The organism is Aquabacter sp. (genome assembly GCF_965279295.1).
GTDB lineage: Bacteria > Pseudomonadota > Alphaproteobacteria > Rhizobiales > Xanthobacteraceae > Aquabacter.
Genome location: NZ_CBDIHQ010000018.1, coordinates 1 through 15,752 on the forward strand (window position 1 = coordinate 1; position 15,752 = coordinate 15,752).

At 64.0% G+C, this 15,752-nt stretch carries 14 protein-coding genes and 1 pseudogene; 8 read left to right on the top strand and 7 right to left on the bottom strand.

The genetic code is table 11. From position 1 onward, the window contains the following. The coding region (phnF, locus tag ADADO0_RS17850) for a phosphonate metabolism transcriptional regulator PhnF (RefSeq protein ID WP_511306558.1) at positions 1 to 790 on the top strand (790 nt) is incomplete at its 5' end. Next, positions 787 to 1,401, top strand: a complete 615-nt coding sequence (locus ADADO0_RS17855; RefSeq protein ID WP_511306559.1) for a pyridoxamine 5'-phosphate oxidase family protein — start codon at positions 787 to 789, stop codon at positions 1,399 to 1,401. The genes phnF and ADADO0_RS17855, both read left to right, overlap by 4 nt. Positions 1,402 to 1,404: 3 nt before the next feature. Here ADADO0_RS17855 and phnE (ADADO0_RS17860) read toward each other — a convergent pair. From phnE (ADADO0_RS17860) to ADADO0_RS17885, 6 genes and pseudogenes are all read right to left on the bottom strand, one after another. Beyond that, positions 1,405 to 2,215, bottom strand: a pseudogene (phnE, locus tag ADADO0_RS17860) (phosphonate ABC transporter, permease protein PhnE). A 50-nt stretch (positions 2,216 to 2,265) separates the two neighbouring features. Beyond that, positions 2,266 to 3,150 carry a phosphonate ABC transporter, permease protein PhnE gene (phnE, locus tag ADADO0_RS17865; RefSeq protein ID WP_511306560.1) on the bottom strand — a complete coding sequence of 295 codons (885 nt, stop codon included), beginning with the start codon at positions 3,148 to 3,150 and terminating at the stop codon, positions 2,266 to 2,268. A gap of 97 nt (positions 3,151 to 3,247) precedes the next feature. Then, a complete protein-coding gene (gene phnD, locus ADADO0_RS17870) occupies positions 3,248 to 4,159 on the bottom strand; it encodes a phosphonate ABC transporter substrate-binding protein (RefSeq protein WP_511306561.1) in 912 nt (303 codons plus the stop codon). Between the two features lie 61 nt (positions 4,160 to 4,220). Next, positions 4,221 to 5,033 (bottom strand): phosphonate ABC transporter ATP-binding protein, encoded by an 813-nt coding sequence (gene phnC, locus ADADO0_RS17875; RefSeq protein ID WP_511306562.1) that lies wholly within the window; start codon positions 5,031 to 5,033, stop codon positions 4,221 to 4,223. A 223-nt stretch (positions 5,034 to 5,256) separates the two neighbouring features. Next, positions 5,257 to 5,610: a DUF1428 domain-containing protein gene (locus ADADO0_RS17880; protein ID WP_511306563.1), complete on the bottom strand. Its 354-nt coding sequence runs from the start codon at positions 5,608 to 5,610 to the stop codon at positions 5,257 to 5,259. Positions 5,611 to 6,192: 582 nt separating this feature from the next. Further along, positions 6,193 to 7,452 carry an amidase gene (locus ADADO0_RS17885; protein ID WP_511306564.1) on the bottom strand — a complete coding sequence of 420 codons (1,260 nt, stop codon included), beginning with the start codon at positions 7,450 to 7,452 and terminating at the stop codon, positions 6,193 to 6,195. A gap of 172 nt (positions 7,453 to 7,624) precedes the next feature. On the opposite strand from ADADO0_RS17885, the gene pdxY reads away from it, so the two are divergent. The 4 genes from pdxY to ADADO0_RS17905 all read left to right on the top strand — a co-directional run bounded on the left by pdxY (position 7,625) and on the right by ADADO0_RS17905 (position 11,413). Then, positions 7,625 to 8,473 (top strand): pyridoxal kinase PdxY, encoded by an 849-nt coding sequence (gene pdxY / locus ADADO0_RS17890; RefSeq protein ID WP_511306565.1) that lies wholly within the window; start codon positions 7,625 to 7,627, stop codon positions 8,471 to 8,473. A gap of 95 nt (positions 8,474 to 8,568) precedes the next feature. After that, positions 8,569 to 9,465 carry a PhzF family protein gene (locus ADADO0_RS17895; protein ID WP_511306566.1) on the top strand — a complete coding sequence of 299 codons (897 nt, stop codon included), beginning with the start codon at positions 8,569 to 8,571 and terminating at the stop codon, positions 9,463 to 9,465. A gap of 116 nt (positions 9,466 to 9,581) precedes the next feature. Then, positions 9,582 to 10,679 carry an alkene reductase gene (locus ADADO0_RS17900; protein ID WP_511306567.1) on the top strand — a complete coding sequence of 366 codons (1,098 nt, stop codon included), beginning with the start codon at positions 9,582 to 9,584 and terminating at the stop codon, positions 10,677 to 10,679. After that, positions 10,676 to 11,413 carry an NUDIX hydrolase gene (locus ADADO0_RS17905; RefSeq protein ID WP_511306568.1) on the top strand — a complete coding sequence of 246 codons (738 nt, stop codon included), beginning with the start codon at positions 10,676 to 10,678 and terminating at the stop codon, positions 11,411 to 11,413. The genes ADADO0_RS17900 and ADADO0_RS17905 overlap by 4 nt, the downstream gene beginning before the upstream one ends. Here the strand turns inward: ADADO0_RS17905 and ADADO0_RS17910 are convergent. Beyond that, positions 11,377 to 12,117 carry an AprI/Inh family metalloprotease inhibitor gene (locus ADADO0_RS17910; protein ID WP_511306569.1) on the bottom strand — a complete coding sequence of 247 codons (741 nt, stop codon included), beginning with the start codon at positions 12,115 to 12,117 and terminating at the stop codon, positions 11,377 to 11,379. The genes ADADO0_RS17905 and ADADO0_RS17910 overlap by 37 nt on opposite strands. A gap of 448 nt (positions 12,118 to 12,565) precedes the next feature. On the opposite strand from ADADO0_RS17910, the gene ADADO0_RS17915 reads away from it, so the two are divergent. Together ADADO0_RS17915 and ADADO0_RS17920 are read left to right on the top strand one after the other, a co-directional pair. Continuing rightward, positions 12,566 to 14,152, top strand: a complete 1,587-nt coding sequence (locus ADADO0_RS17915) for a 2-isopropylmalate synthase (protein WP_511306570.1) — start codon at positions 12,566 to 12,568, stop codon at positions 14,150 to 14,152. A gap of 1,113 nt (positions 14,153 to 15,265) precedes the next feature. Then, complete coding sequence (locus tag ADADO0_RS17920) at positions 15,266 to 15,562, top strand: hypothetical protein (protein ID WP_511307247.1); 297 nt, start codon at positions 15,266 to 15,268, stop codon at positions 15,560 to 15,562. Positions 15,563 to 15,752: the final 190 nt, after the last annotated feature.

The following is a 15,752-nucleotide window of genomic DNA, read 5'->3' on the forward strand; positions in this document are numbered from 1 at the left end:
GATCGTGGCGGGGAATGCGGACATCATGGATGCGTTCGATCACGGCCCGATGACAGATGCAGACAATGCGGACGTCACGCGCGGGAGCGGTGTTGCGCTCTGGAAGCAGATCGCCGGCCGCCTCGAATTCGAGATCGCCTCAGGTGTCTATGCTCCGGGTTCGCGCCTGCCCGTGGAGGCAGACCTTGCGGTGCGCTTCGGGGTCAATCGACACACGGTTCGGCGCGCCTTGTCGGTGCTTAGCGAGAAGGGGTTTATCGAAGCGACCGCAGGGCGGGGCACCTTTGTGAAGGAGCCGCCAATTCGCTACCCGATCGGTACGCGCACGCGATTCAGCGAGATCGTCTCTGCGGGCGGCAGGGAACCCTTCGGCCGTTGCCTGGGCTCCCAGGTGGAGGAGGCGCATGGCGAGATCGCGCATGAACTCATGGTGGCTGACGGCACACTGGTGCTGCGCATCGATTCCCTCCACGAGGCGGACGGTGTGCCCATTACATTCGGGCGGTCCTATTTTCCGGAAGGGCGCTGCCGCGACCTCGACCTGATCTACGCCGCCACCGGCTCTTTGACGCGGGCATTGGCCACCCTGGGCATTCAGGATTATCGACGCCGCGAGACCCGCATCACCGGCCGCGCCGCCGACGAGCGCGAGCAGGAATTGCTCTCCCTGGCTCCCGGTCGATCCGTGTTGGTGGTGGAGCGGGTTGATGTTGAAATCAGCGGCCGTCCGCTCCAGTTTGGCCGCTCCTCCTTCGCCGCCGACCGCGTGCAACTGGTGATCAAGCCATGAGCCGAATCGAAACCCTCGAAGCCCTCCGCACCATCTACGCGCAGCCCAAGGGCCGCACGCTGGACAAGGTGCTGCATCGGCTCGACCGCCATTGCCGCCACTTCATTTCCCTCAGCCCCTTTGTGCTGCTGGCGACCTGCGACGCGAAAGGCGCCATGGACGTGTCGCCGCGCGGCGATCATCCCGGCTTCGTCGGCGTCGAGGATGACACGACGCTGATCCTGCCGGACCGTCCCGGCAACAACCGGCTGGATAGCCTGGAGAACATCCTCGTCAATCCTGCGGTGGGCCTGCTGTTCCTTATCCCCGGGGTGGACGAGAGCCTGCGCCTCAACGGCACAGCGCATATCCACACGGACGCTCACCTTCTTGACCGCCATGCGGTCGGCGCGAAGCGTCCGACGAGTGTGCTGCGCATCGAGGTGGGAGAGGCCTATCTACACTGTGCCAAGTCGCTGATGCGTTCGCGGCTCTGGGAGCCCGCCGCGCGCGTCGAACGCTCCGTGCTTCCGACCCTGGGCGAAATGCTCAAGGACCAGATCGCAGGGCTGGAACTGGAACCGGAGAGCCAGGAGCAAATGTTACAGCGGTACCGCGAAGTGCTCTACTGAGCTTCAGTGCGTCACACTTCGCCGACCGATGATCGCAAAGCGCAGGCGTGAGGAGATGAAGTCGATCACGCCCACCATGATGAGCATCATCAGGATCAGAAAGCTCACCTTCTGCCATTCCAGCACGCGGATCTGCTCGGCGAGGTGGAGGCCCAGGCCACCCGCGCCGACGATGCCGACGATCGTCGACTGGCGGGCATTGCTCTCGAAATAGTACAGCATCTGGCTTGCCAGCACCGGCAGCACCTGGGGCAGCATGCCGAAGCGCACCGCATCTGGCCGCGATCCGCCGGTCGAGACGATGCCTTCCACTGGGTTTGCGATCGGTGGCTTCCACAGCCTCCGAGAACAGTTTGCCCAGTTCGCCGACGGACGCCGTGGCGATGGCAAGGATGCCGGCGAACGGGCCCAGCCCTACCACTGTCACGTAGATCAGGGCCCAGATCAGCTTGTCGATGCCACGTAGCACATCGAGCAGACGCCGCACGCCGTGATGCAGCAGTGGGTTTGAGATCACATTCTTCGCCGCAAGAAAGCCGAACGGCAAGGCGAACACCGCCCCCACGAGGGTGCCTAGGAAGGCAATGGCAAGGGTCTCGCCTAGGGCATCCATATAGAGGTGAAGCTGGGTGCCCGGATTTGGCGGGAACATCAGGGTCAGGAAATGCCAGAGCTGGACGATGCCGCTGCCCAGGCGGCTCAGGGAAAAGCCCAGATGCCAGAGTGCATAGACCCCCATCAATACCAGCCCCACCAGCAGGGCGACGGTCCCGATGCTGCGCCGGTGGAGGTTGCTGGCGAGCGCGGGGTGCATCGCCAGCAGGCGCTCGCACTCCTGCGCGGAGGGGTTGAGACGCGCCCGGCTCATCGGCTGTGCTCCATGCCGATCAGCGCATGGCGGATGCGCTCGGTTACCAAGTCGATGATCATGACGGTGACGATGATCAGAATCAGGATGGCGGAGACATCCGAATAGTAGAATTTGCGGATGGCCTCCACGAGGTCCTGGCCGATGCCGCCCGCGCCCACGAAGCCCATGATGGCGGCCTCGCGCACATTGATCTCGAAGCGCAGCAGACCATAGGAGACGAAGTTCGAGAGCACCTGGGGCACCACCGCGAAGCGTACCGTTTGGGTCCAACTCGCGCCGGCAGCGGTCGCGCCATCGACGGGCTTCATGTCGATGTTCTCGACCACCTCCGCGAATAGCTTGCCGAGCGCGCCCATGGTGTGGATCGCGAGTGCCAGAACGCCCGGCATGGCGCCGAGACCGAATGCGACCACGAAAAGCAGTGCGAACACGATCTCCGGGACGGTGCGGCAGACCTCCAGGTAGCGACGCGCGCAGATCCGGATCCAGGGCGCGCGCACCAGGTTGGCGCTGGCGAGAAAGCAGAGGCAGAACGCGCCGATGCCGCCGATCAGCGTGCCGAGATAGGCGATGAGGATGGTGTCGGCCAGCAGCTTCAGCCAGCCGTCCAGGTTCCAGTACCATTCGGCGAGGTCGGCGCCGAGGCTGTCCCATCGCAACACCGGAACGATATTCCAGAAATAGGTGCCCAACCGGTGCGCATTGACGGCGAACACCCCAGGGCGCACTTCACCTGCCCAGCAGGAAAGCGCAATGCACACGCCGATGACGGCGGCAACGATAAGCGTATGCCTCCGCCGGGTCGCCAGCGCCTCGTCATAGCGGCGCTGTAGAGGCGCAATCTGCTCCGGTGGAAGCTGGATGATGGCGTGAGGCAATGGGGCGAGGTCCTAAATATGAAATTCCCCTTCAGCAGAAGACCGCTGTGAGGTCCCCTCCCCCGCAAGCGGGAGAGGGGCTAAAGGGCTCCTGACCTCAGGAGGCTTTCTTTTTGCGCAGTTCGTCGACGAACTTGTTCAGCTCAATGATGGTTTCGTAGGAGGCGTTGGTCACCGGCTGCCACACAAGCTGCTTGCCTTCATAAATCTTGTCGAAGGCAGCCTTGTCGTTCTTCTCGATGTTGAAGAAGGCGTCACGGATCTTTGCCTTCAGATCGGCCGGCAGGCTGTCGAGATAGGCCAGCGGCGAGTTCACGATCTGGTCGGACTTGAAGATGATGCGATAGTCCGCGTACTTCGCCATGCCCTTGCGATCCATGCGCATGAGGGCGGATTCCTGCTCGTCGTTCCACCAGTTGAAGGCGGCATCGCAAGTACCCTGCTGCACGCCGATAACGGCGTTTTCGTGCGAGCCGGCGTAAACCACTTTGCCGAAGAACTGGTCAGGCGTGATGCCCATCTTGCTCAGCGACATGCGCGGCACGTTGTTGCCGGAGGTTGAGTTGGGGTCGACCAGGCAGAGGTTCTTCCCCTTCAGGTCGTCGATGGTCTTGTAGGGGCTGTCGGTCTTCACATAGAGCACCGAAAAATAGCCCTTGGTGCCGTCCGCGTTCACTTCGATGCCAAAGGCATCGATCTTCGTGCCGGTCATCAGCGCGCGGGCGAAGGAGGAGGGGCCATAGGACGCGATATGGATGTTTCCGGCGCGCTGGCCCTCGATCACCGCCGCATAGTCGTTGGCGATGCGCAGCGTGACCTTGGTGCCCAGTTCCTTGGTCAGGTAGGTCATGAGGGGCGCGTAGCGCTCGGTGACGCCCGAGGCATTCTCGGCGGGGATGATGGCGAAGGTCAGCTCGGGATACTGGGCCTTCCAATCCTGAGCAGCGGCGGGGCCGGCGGTCAGCGTGAGCGCCGCAGCGGCGGCAATCAGTGTACGGCGTGTCAGCATGTCTCGCTCCTTGTGGGATGCGGGGAAAAGGGAACGCTCGGGAACGCTTGGGTAAATCGGTTCACACGGCCACGGCGGATCCCGCCAGACGGCCGATTGAGCGGTCGGGCGCCGCTCGCTGCACATCCATGACGTCGCCGGCCTCAAGGCCGTAGAGGTCGTGCGCCACAGCCTCGGTGAGGGTGTGCGGGGCGCCGTCGAACACGACACGGCCGCCGGCCATGCCGACAAGGCGGTCGCAATAGGTGCGGGCGAGGTCGAGGGAATGGAGGTTGCACAAAACGGTGATGCCGAAGTGCCGGTTGATGCGCAGAAGCGCGTCCATCACGATCTTGGTGTTGCGCGGATCCAGCGAGGCGATGGGTTCGTCGGCGAGGATCAGGCCCGGCTCCTGCACCAGCGCGCGGGCGATGGCGACACGCTGCTGCTGCCCGCCGGAGAGGCTGTCGGCGCGCTGAGCGGCGAGGGAAGCGATATCGAACTGATCGAGCGCGGAAAGCGCGAGCGACTTGTCTTCCAGGCTCCAGGCTTTGGTCATGGCGCGCCAAGGCGGCATCGTAGAGAGCCGCCCCATGAGCACATTGGTGAGCACGTCGAGCCGCCCCACCAGATTGAACTGTTGGAAGATCATCGCCGCCTGGGCGCGCCATAAGCGCAACTGACGCCCCTTGAGAGCGGTGACGTCCTCGCCGTCGAACCGGATCTGTCCGGCCGTCGGTTCTTGGAGTCGATTGACCATGCGCAGAAGGGTGGACTTCCCCGCACCGGAACGGCCGATGACGCCGACGAACGCGCCGCGTCCGACTTCCAGATTGACGTCGGAAACGGCCGCCTTGTCACCAAATCGGCAGGTCAGACCTTCGATCACCAGCATGTGGCACTCCGGTGCACTCTGGTGGTCGTCATTAAGTCCGTCCGACTACAGCTGTATGACGGTTCGGCAATGAGACTGTGACGGCAGGGTTTAAGTTAAGAAATAATCATTTTATTCAATTAGTTATACGAGGGCATACTCGTTAGTAATTTGTCACGGCCTTGCCCCGGCGCGCCCGCGAACCGGGCGCGCCGGGGCGCACGATATTTCGCGCAGCTTGAATCTAACGTTCCACCAGTGTCCTGAAGCCGCCGTAGATCATGCGCTTGCCGTCGAAGGGCATGTTGGCAGGGTCCATATCGAGGCGCGGGTCGGCCATAACCTTCGCATTAATGGCGTCGCGGTCTTCCCGTGAGGGATAGACGATCCAGGAAAACACGACCACCTCGTCTTCGTTCGCCTGGACGGCGCGAGGAAATGACGTCAGCTCGCCATAAGGAACATCGTCCGCTACGCATTCGACGAAGGCGAGCGCGCCATGTTCCTTCCAGATTCCGCCCGCCGTCTCAGCCATCGCTTTATAAGCGTCGAGCTTTGCCTTGGGCACGGGAACCACGAAACCATCGACATAAGCCATCGGCATTTCTCCTCAAGGATGCCTCCAAAGGACGTAAGGTCAGGTGTCGCCCCGACATCGCCGTCAAAAAAACGCTGGAGCAGGGCGTGCTTCATTGTTCGTGGCGGGCGTCGGGCCAGACTTGGGGCGGATGTGCGTCGGGGCACGAGGATGCGGCGTTCGGATCGCTTATTCCGAGCTTCAAAGCCTTGCTTTTCAGGCGGCTGAAAGAAGAACGGCGCCGGAGAGCAGTCTCTCCAGCGCCGTCCCGATCGGCCGATCCTTCTTTGTTTTTATCGTTGTGTGAAGGCTGCTCAGGTATGTGGGTCTTCGCTCAGATCACGCCCATCACCACCGCACCAATGAAGGCGACCGCGGCACAGAGCTTCATCAGATCGAGCGTCGGACCGAAGTTCACGTCCCAAGTCCTCTCCTGGCCGATCTCGATTCAAGCTTAGCAAATACTTCGTTGTAGAAAAGAGAATAAATGTACTGCGTTGCAGTAATACACCGTGCGGTGCAGCGCATCCAAATCGTATGTTCTTTATAATCAGATACAAGGCCGTATCGCACTGCACCGCGCGGCGCAAAAATTTTCGCGGCTCAGGCCGAAATGGCGTGCTCAAGGAAGGCGGCGGCCAATAACGCGGCTCGGTCACGCCCAAAACGCCCGACAATCTGGACGCCGACGGGCATCCCCGAGCTGTCCGTCAACCCAGGCACGGTCACGCAGGGCGTCCCCATCAGTGTCCAGAGTCGGTTGAAGGCAGGAGATCCGGTGGTGCCAAGCCCCTCCGGTGCCGCCCCTGGTGCGGAAAAGGTCAGTAAGGCATCGAAGTCCGCGAACAGGTCGCCGAGCTTCTGGCGCGCGCGTTTGGCGGCCCGGCGGGCGGTGTCATAGGCATCGACGCTGATGCGGGAGGATGCTTCAAGATGGGCGGAGAGGCCCGGCGAGAGCATATGGCGTCCGCGATCATATTCATCGGAAAGGGCGATCCACGCCTCGAAATCCTGAATAACCGGGTGAATAGAATCCGCCGCCTCGATGACCGGAGGCAGGTCGATCTCCACCACACGAGCGCCCGCCCGCTCCGCGGCGCGTGCGGCGGTGTCGAGTGCGGCGTGGGCGTCAGGTCCGGCGAGATCGGCACGGGCAGTACGCACCACGGCGATCCGGGGCGCGTGCAAGGCCTCATCGGCGATGTCGAGGTCGCGGCCGGTCAGCGCGGCAGCAGCGAACGCAACGTCGCGCACTCGCGCGCCGAACAGGCCGAGCGTGTCGAGGTGCCACGAGAAGGTCTTCATGCCGATGGTCGGCAGGTTGCGGAAGGTCGGCTTATAGCCGGTGATACCGCAGAATGCTGCTGGGCGGATCACCGAGCCGCCGGTCTGGGTGCCCAGCGCCAGCGGTACCATGCCGGCGGCCACCGCCGCTGCTGAGCCGGAGGAGGAGCCGCCAGGCGTGTGGCTGAGACGTGCGGGATTGCGGGTCTTGCCGGGTGTCATATGAGCGAACTCGGTCGTGACCGTCTTACCGATGACGATGCCGCCGGCCCGCCGCACCTGCCGCACCACAGCCGCGTCCGCCACCGGGCGATGGCCGGCGTAAAGCGTTGAGCCGTATGCCGTGACGAAGTCGCGGGTGTCGATGATGTCCTTGATACCGAACGGCAGTCCGGCGAGCGGGCGTGTGCCTACTCCGCTCTCCGCCGCTGCTCTGCGCGCCGCATCCAGATCGAGTTCGGTGAACGCACCGATTTCAGCTTCACGCGCGGCGATCGCGGCGGCGCATTGTTGCACCACATCGAGGGATGAGAGGCCCCCGGAGTGGATGGCGAGGGCGAGGTCGCGGGCGAGGAGCATGCGGGCTCTTGCGGCTGAGGTCAGAAGATACCGGGCTTTGCACGCCACGGGCATGCACGCAAGCATGGGACTCATCTGCGCGATTGCTCGGCGGGATCACAAGAATCCATTTGTCGGCGCGGGTGTTGCGCGTTAGCTGCGCTGCACATCTCCCGCAACGGGCAAGCCGGCAATGAACATCCTGTCTATCCAGTCCCATGTGGCATACGGGCATGTGGGAAATTCTTCGGCAGTGTTTCCGCTCCAGCGCCTTGGCGTCGAGGTGTGGCCGATCCATACCGTGCAGTTCTCCAACCACACCGGCTATGGCGCATGGCGGGGCCAGGTGTTCGAGGCTGATGTTATCGGCCAACTGGTGGAGGGCATCGAAGACCGTGGCCGGCTGAACGCGTGCGACGGTGTGCTGTCCGGTTATATGGGATCGGCGGATATCGGGGCCGCCATCCTTGATGCGGTGGCGCGGGTTCGGGCTGCCAATCCTTTGGCGGATTATTGTTGCGATCCGGTGATCGGGGACGTCGGGCGCGGTGTGTTCGTGCGGCCTGGCATTCCCGAATTCATGCGCGAGGCCGCCGTACCGGCGGCTGATATCCTCACGCCCAACCATTTCGAGCTGGAGCTGCTCGCCGGCATGAGCGTGACAAGCCGGGAGGAGGCCGGGGCCGCCTGCGACCTGCTGCATGCGCGCGGGCCGAAGGTCATTCTCGTCACCTCGCTCCACACCGCCGATACCCCGGCCGACTCCATCGACATGTTCGCCTCTGGTCCTGACGGGCGGTTCCTGCTGCGCACGCCGCGGCTCGATGTGTCGCTGAACGGGGCAGGGGACGCCATCGCGGCGCTGTTCTTCCTGCATTACAAGCGCATGGGCAGCACAGCGGCGGCGCTCGGTGCGGCTGGCTCGTCCATATTCGGCCTGTTGAAGCGCACACACGATGCGGCCTCGCGGGAATTGCTGCTGGTGGATGCGCAGGAGGAGTTTGTACAACCCACTTTTATCTTCACGCCGGTGGCGATTTAAGGCCAAACTGTGACATTCCGCGCTCGCGCCTCACGGAGTGAGCCGGTCTAATCTGCAACCTAGTCTGACGTCACAGTGGGGAATCGGAAACCGCCATGCCTCGCCGCTATGTGACGCTCGACGTCTTCACCGCACGCCCATTCGGCGGCAATCAACTGGCAGTGGTTCTCGATGCCGTGGGCCTCGACGACGCGGCCATGCAGCAGATCACTCGCGAGTTCAACCTGTCCGAAACGGTGTTCGTCCTGCCGCCGAAGGACCCCAGCCACCGCGCGCGCATCCGCATCTTCACCATGGCGCATGAACTGCCGTTCGCCGGCCACCCCACCGTTGGCGCCGCGGTGCTGCTGGCGCTGGAGGACAAGCTCTCGAAGGGCAGTTTTCTGCTTGAGGAGCAAGTGGGCGCTGTAAAGTGCGAGGTGTCGACCGAAGGTCCGGGCTCGCGCAAGGGTGTTGCAACATTCACAGTTCCACGTCGTGCGGAACTGGAGCAGGCGGATATTTCCCGCAAGGATTGCGCCGACGCGCTCAACCTCGCGATCTCAGATATCGGGTTTGATGCGCATCGCCCGCTGGTCGCGAGTGCGGGCGTGCCGTTCCTGTTCGTGCCGCTGGCGAACCTCACGGCTCTGGCGCGGGCGCGGCCGGATGAAGCGGCCTTCATTCGCAGCCTCGGCTCCTACGGCGAGGCGCTGTACCTCTACACCTTGGACGAGGAGGGCGATGCCGACTTCCGCGCGCGCATGTTCTCCCCCGGCCTTGGGACCGAGGAGGACGCGGCCACCGGAGCCGCCGCCGCGGCCTTTCCGGCCGTTTTGCTGGATGCCGAGGCCCGCGTGGACGGACACCACAGGGTGCGCATCGACCAGGGCTTCGAGATGGGCCGGCCCAGCCGGATCAACCTTGGATTCCAGGTCAAGGCCGGGCTGGTGAGGGATGTCACCATTGGTGGAAGCGCGGTGGTGATCGCCGAAGGTGTGCTCCACCTGTGAGCAGCGCGGCCGCGTAGGTTTCTCGGCCAACACCCCTTGGCGTTGCCAAGCTGAGACTTATCTCTTCCGCATCGCACCATAAGCATCAGGCGATCTTTCGCCCGGAAGGCATATTCATGACTGAAGCGATTCCCTCGCTGTTCGACAGCTACCGCCTCGGCTCCCTCACTCTTTCCAACCGCATTGTCATGGCGCCGCTGACGCGAAACCGCGCCGCCGCCGGCTTCGTGCCCGGTCCGCTCTCGACGGAATATTACACCCAGCGCGCCAGTGCCGGCCTCCTCATCACCGAGGCGACGCAGATATCGCAGCAAGGGCAGGGCTACCAGGACACCCCCGGCATCTATACCGATGCCCAGGTCGCAGGCTGGAAGGACGTAACCGACGCTGTACACGCCAAGGGCGGGCACATCGTGGTGCAGCTCTGGCACGTCGGCCGAGTGTCCCACACTTCGCTGCAGCCGAACGGCGGCGCGCCCGTCGCTCCCTCCGCGATCCCGGCCAAGACCAAGACCTTTGTGAACAACGGCTTCGTTGAGACGTCCGTGCCCCGCGCCCTGGAGCTTTCCGAAATCCCCGGCATTATCGAGGATTATCGCCGCGCCGCCACCAACGCCATCAAGGCGGGCTTCGACGGGGTGGAGGTGCATGCCGCCAACGGCTACCTGCTCGACCAGTTCCTGAGGGATGGCGCGAACGCGCGCACGGATCAGTACGGCGGCTCCATAGAGAACCGTGCGCGTCTGCTGCTTGAAGTAGTGGCGGCTGTGATTGGCGAGATCGGCGCGGAGCGCACAGGGTTGCGGCTTTCGCCGGTCGCACCCGCCAATGGCCTCACCGACAGCGCGCCCCAGCCTCTGTTCAACTATGTCGTGGAGGAACTGGAAAAGCTGCATCCGGTCTATATCCATGTCGTGGAAGGCGCCACGGGAGGACCGCGCGATGTCGCGCCTGACTTCTCGTTCGCGGAACTCCAGCGGCGCTATTCCGGCACCTGGATCGTCAACAACGGCTATGATCTCGACCTCGCGAAGCAGGCCTTGGCCAATCACACGGCCGATCTCATCGCCTTTGGCCGCCCGTTCATTTCCAACCCCGACCTGGTTGCGCGCCTGGAACAGGCCGCGCCGCTCAACCCGCTGAAAAGCGAAGGGCTCTACGGCGGCGGCGCCGAGGGCTACACGGACTATCCCACGCTGGAAGCGGTGGCTTGAGCCGAACTGCGGCACGCATCTTTCCGATCTCCCGCCTCGACCTTCGGGTGGTGGCGGGAGGCTGGCCGGAGGTGCAGGCCCATCGCGCAGACATAGATGCCTATTTCGCCGCGCTTTGCGCGAAGAACCCGCATCTTTGGAATGGCCGGGTCATTCTCATGCGCGATCACGCGCTTGAGGATGGGGTGTTGACGGGAAGCTGCATCGAAACGGACTTTGCCGCCTTTACGTGGTGGCGTGAGCGCGGCCTCGATGATCTGGCCGTTGCCAACATTTTCAGCCTCGCCGCTTTGGAGGGTTCGGACGGTACCTTCGTGATGGGCGTTATGGGTGACCACACAGCAAGCCCCGGCAGCATCTATTTTCCCGGCGGCACGCCGGATCTCCAGGACGTTCAGAACGGTCGCCTCGACCTTCACGGCTCGGCGTTGCGGGAAATGGAGGAAGAGGTTGGGCTTAGTGGCGCGGACGTGAGCGTGGACGCCGGGTGGGATGCCGTCGTCGACGGGATTTATTTCGGTCTCATGCGTCGCCTGGTCTTCCGGGAGACTGGAGACGCTCTTGCAACCCGCATTCGCGGCTTCCTCGCAGCGGAGGCGCGGCCGGAACTCAAGGACGTGAGGATGATCGGGTCCGAGGCGGATATAAGCCCGGAGGTGACCTCCTTCGCCGCGGCTTATGTCCGATGGCGCTGGGCTCAGTTTGATCCACAGCGGTTGGTGAACAGAATATAGCGCCGGCCATTGCTGGCATTCTGCTGTTTCGCAAGCCAGCCGACCTTTCCGCCATAGGTCACGCGACACCAGTCTGTTCCACCGTACGTTCCGCAAGAATCGGTGCGCACGCAGCTATTGGGCGGGATCTTGCCGGCAGCGCCCGCAGAGAAGCTGGGAGCATCCCTAAAGTTCAGAACACTTAGTGCCATGATCTGCGTGGCGGCGCCGGGCATCATAAACGGCGCGGCAAGATCGGCGGTGGAGGCGCAGCGGGTTCCGTTCCAGCCGTAATAAGCTTTGCATTCCGACGTTGGGCCGATGCCGGCGTTGAACCCAGGAGGCGTGATCCCGAAGCCGCTGGGGGAGCCGTCCGTGCGAGTCATGGTGACGTTCGCCCCATCGGTTGTGCCGCCACTGAGCGCCCGCCGGCTCGGGCCCACGCTTGCAAGCATCTGTCCGTTACCGTCCATCAATACGATGCTCACGCCTGAGACGTTCCAACGATTGAGCGACATCAGCTTTCCGCCGCACCCCTGCGAGGACGCGCCATAGCCGCCGAAAATGGTGGTGTTCCCCGTGAGCCGGACCGTGCACGTCTGGTTGCCGAACGTCCCGCTATAAGTGGTCCGGTAGATCCCGGCGAAGCGCACCGCGTCCGGTGATTGCGCCGAGGCGGTAAAAGGCGCTGCGGCGAAGAGGAGGACGAGAAGAAGAATGCGCATGGAGCTTTCGCATGACTCTTAACAATTCCGCATCTTCACCTTTGCATCCAGAACCGGAGATGAATGAGACCGGATGCGGGATATCCGTAACGTCCCCAGGACGGCGGCCAGCATGGGCAGGCTCTGGACTTCGTTGGTTCGGCTCATCGACATCGACTTGTCTCGCCGGGCGAACTCGGCTATCAGGCCGAGCAGAGAGCATTTTTAGAGAGCGAGCCAAGAGCCGTGTCGTCCCGTTCGACGATCATCGCCGGTACCGCCTCCCGCACCCCCTGGGTGGCGGGCAACGCTCTTATTCTGCGCGCGCTCCTTCTCCTTAGCCGCCCCTGAGGGCCGGCCGGGCGCTTGGCGCCTGGGCACTCAGGGGACGCCTTCGAGAACCTGAAAAAGCGCATTCCGGCCTGTCCCATTCGAGCGCGACGGCCGCGACCCAAGAAGGACGCAAGCTATGAGTTCCCAGCAGTCGGCCCAGCCCGCGACCACGGCTCCCGTATCCGAGAAGGACCGGGTGGTCATTTTCGACACCACCCTGCGTGATGGCGAGCAGTGCCCCGGCGCCTCCATGACCTTCGAGGAAAAGCTCGAAGTGGCGGAGTTGCTGGACACCATGGGCGTGGACATCATCGAAGCCGGCTTCCCGATCGCCTCGATCGGCGATTTCGAATCCGTCTCCGAAATCGCCCGCCGCTCCAAGAATGCGGTGATCTGCGGCCTGTCGCGTGCCGCGCTCAACGATATCGATCGCTGCGCGGAAGCTGTGCGCCATGCCGGGCGGGCGCGGATCCATACCTTCCTGTCCACTTCGCCGGTGCACATGAAATACAAGCTCCAGAAATCGCCGGAGCAAGTGCTGGAGATGGTCGTCGCCTCGGTGACGCGCGCCCGTAACCATGTCGCCGATGTGGAGTGGTCCTCCGAGGACGGCACGCGCACGGAGATCGACTTCCTGTGCCGTTGCGTCGAAGCCGCTATCAAGGCTGGCGCCACCACCATCAATATTCCCGACACGGTGGGCTACACGACACCCGCCGAATATGCCGAACTGTTCCGCACGGTGCGTGAGCGCGTGCCGAATTCGGACCAGGCGGTGTTCTCGGTCCATTGCCACAATGATCTGGGCATGGCGGTGGCCAACTCTTTGGCGGGAGTTGCCGGCGGCGCGCGCCAGATCGAATGCACCGTCAACGGCATCGGCGAGCGCGCGGGTAATGCCGCGTTGGAAGAGATCGTCATGGCGATCAATACCCGCTCGGACGTGCTGCCCTACCGCACCGGCATCGACGCCACCATGCTCACCCGCGCCTCCAAGCTGGTGGCGGCCGTGACCTCATTCCCGGTGCAGTACAACAAGGCCATCGTCGGGCGGAACGCCTTCGCACACGAGAGCGGCATCCACCAGGACGGCATGCTCAAGCATACCCAGACCTATGAGATCATGACGCCCGAGAGCGTTGGGGTCTCCAAGACCTCGCTGGTGATGGGCAAGCACTCAGGCCGCGCGGCGTTCCGCGATAAGCTGAAGACCCTGGGCTACGAGTTGGGCGAGAACGCTTTGAACGACGCCTTCACGCGCTTCAAGGATCTCGCCGACCGCAAGAAGGTGATCTACGACGAGGATATCGAAGCCTTGGTGGACCAGGGCATCGCTGCTGCCTATGACCGTATCAAGCTGGTCTCGCTGTCAGTCATTGCCGGCACGCGCGGCCCTCAGCGTGCCACCATGCGCCTGGAAGTGGACGGCCGTGTCATGACCGAGGAAGCCGAAGGTAATGGCCCGGTGGACGCAACTTTCAACTGCATCAAGGCTTTGGTGGCTCACACTGCGAAGTTGGAGCTGTATCAGGTGCACGCCGTGACCGAGGGTACGGACGCGCAGGCCGAGGTTTCGGTGCGCCTGGAAGAGGACGGCAAAGCGGTGACGGCGAAGTCCGCGGATCCCGATACGCTGGTCGCATCGGCGCAGGCCTATATCACGGCCCTCAACAAGCTGATGTTGAAGCGCCAGACTCACAACGCGCAGGCTGCTGCGAGCTGATCGCGGAGCATCTCCGAACGCATGAAAGGCCGGGCGGTTGCCCGGCCTTTCTGTTTCTTTGGGTCTCTTCTACTGCGCCGGCTTGGGTGGGCCACCGGCCTCCGGTCCACCTCCCGGACCTGCGGGGCCGCGCGCAGCCGGCGGGGGAGCGGCTGCGGCGGGTGGCGGCGGTGCCTTAGGCGCGGCTTGGGCGGCAGGTGCGGCCTGTGGGGAGGGACGCGGGTTCTCGGGCTGGGCTTGTCGCTGTGCTGGTTGCGCAGGTGGCGGTGCAGCCTGTCGCTCAGCCGGCGGTTTCGCCGGTGCCTGAGCGCGGGGCGCCTCCTGTGGCCGCTGCGGCTGCGCCTGAGGTGGCTGAGCTTGAGCAGGGGCGGCCTTGGGAGGCTGAGCCTGCGCAGGCGCTTCAGGCGGTCGCGCCGCCTGGGCTGGACGCGGCTTGTCCGCTCCGCGATTTCCCTGCGGGCGATCTTCCTGCCTGAGATTACCTGGATTGGGGCGCTCGGGCGTCCGTTCGGTTTGCGCTGGCTTGGGCGCCTGCACTGGCGCCGATGCCTCTGGGGCCTTTGGCGGGGGAGGTGTGCCGGCGCGCGATGGCGCCTTGCCGGCCGGTTCACGGTTTGACGGATTGCCTCCGGAAGGCTTGTCCCCAGTCGGAGTGGTACGTGCCTGCGGAGGTGGAGACTGCGGAGCCGATGCCGCACCCGGAGGTGGAGCCTTGGCATCCGGCGGGGGCACATTGCCTGCGTTTCCAGCATTCGGAGCTGGCGTTGGGCGGGTTTGTGCGTTGGGTGGTGGCGCGCTTGGCGTCGGCGCAGCTGGGGCCTGGACGGCATTCGGAGCGGCAGGCGGTGGCGGAGTCGTAACTGGGGCCGCCGGCGGGCCACCGGCGGGCGGGGGCGGCGGTGCTGCAGGAGCAGTCGCAGACGGACCGGCCGGAGGCTGATTTGGCGCACCGGGGCGCGGCGGCTGGCCCGGAACGGGGGCATTGGCGGCCGGCGCGTTGACGCGCTGGATCACCTCGCCCGCGCGCTGCTCGCGCTGCTGCAGCACCTGCTGCTGGCCTCGCATGCGCTGCTGGATCATGTCTCGGCGCCGGTCCTCGAATCCGCGACGATCTTGCTCCGCCGTCTGCCGCTCGCGGCTGATGGCGTCGCGCTCGCGTTCCTGGAACTGCTGGATATCACGGCGATACGCCTGCTGGTCGCCGCTCCAACGCGCCTGCCTCAGATCGCGGCGCTGATCAACGCCGAGGACGCCCAGCAATGCCGCCGAAGGACCCGCGCCGGCCAGACCGTCTCGCGCGAACTGGCGGATGACCACGCGCCGGTCCGGAGCTATGTCACGAACGAAGCGGGGCGGCGCGGGGATGTTCTGAACATTGCCAATGAACGGTCGATAGACGCCAAGGCGTAAACCGTTCCCCTCATAGAATTCCTGATCATAGCCGTTCACATAAACCACTTGGCGGGTCACGACCTCTGAGCGCGTGAAGCGCGCGATCTCAGGACCGGAGATGAAGCGGGTAACGACAACGCCATTGTCGTAGACCGGCTCGTAGGCTTGCGGCCTGCTCTCCCACCATCCTCCTAGCTCTGCGACAGGT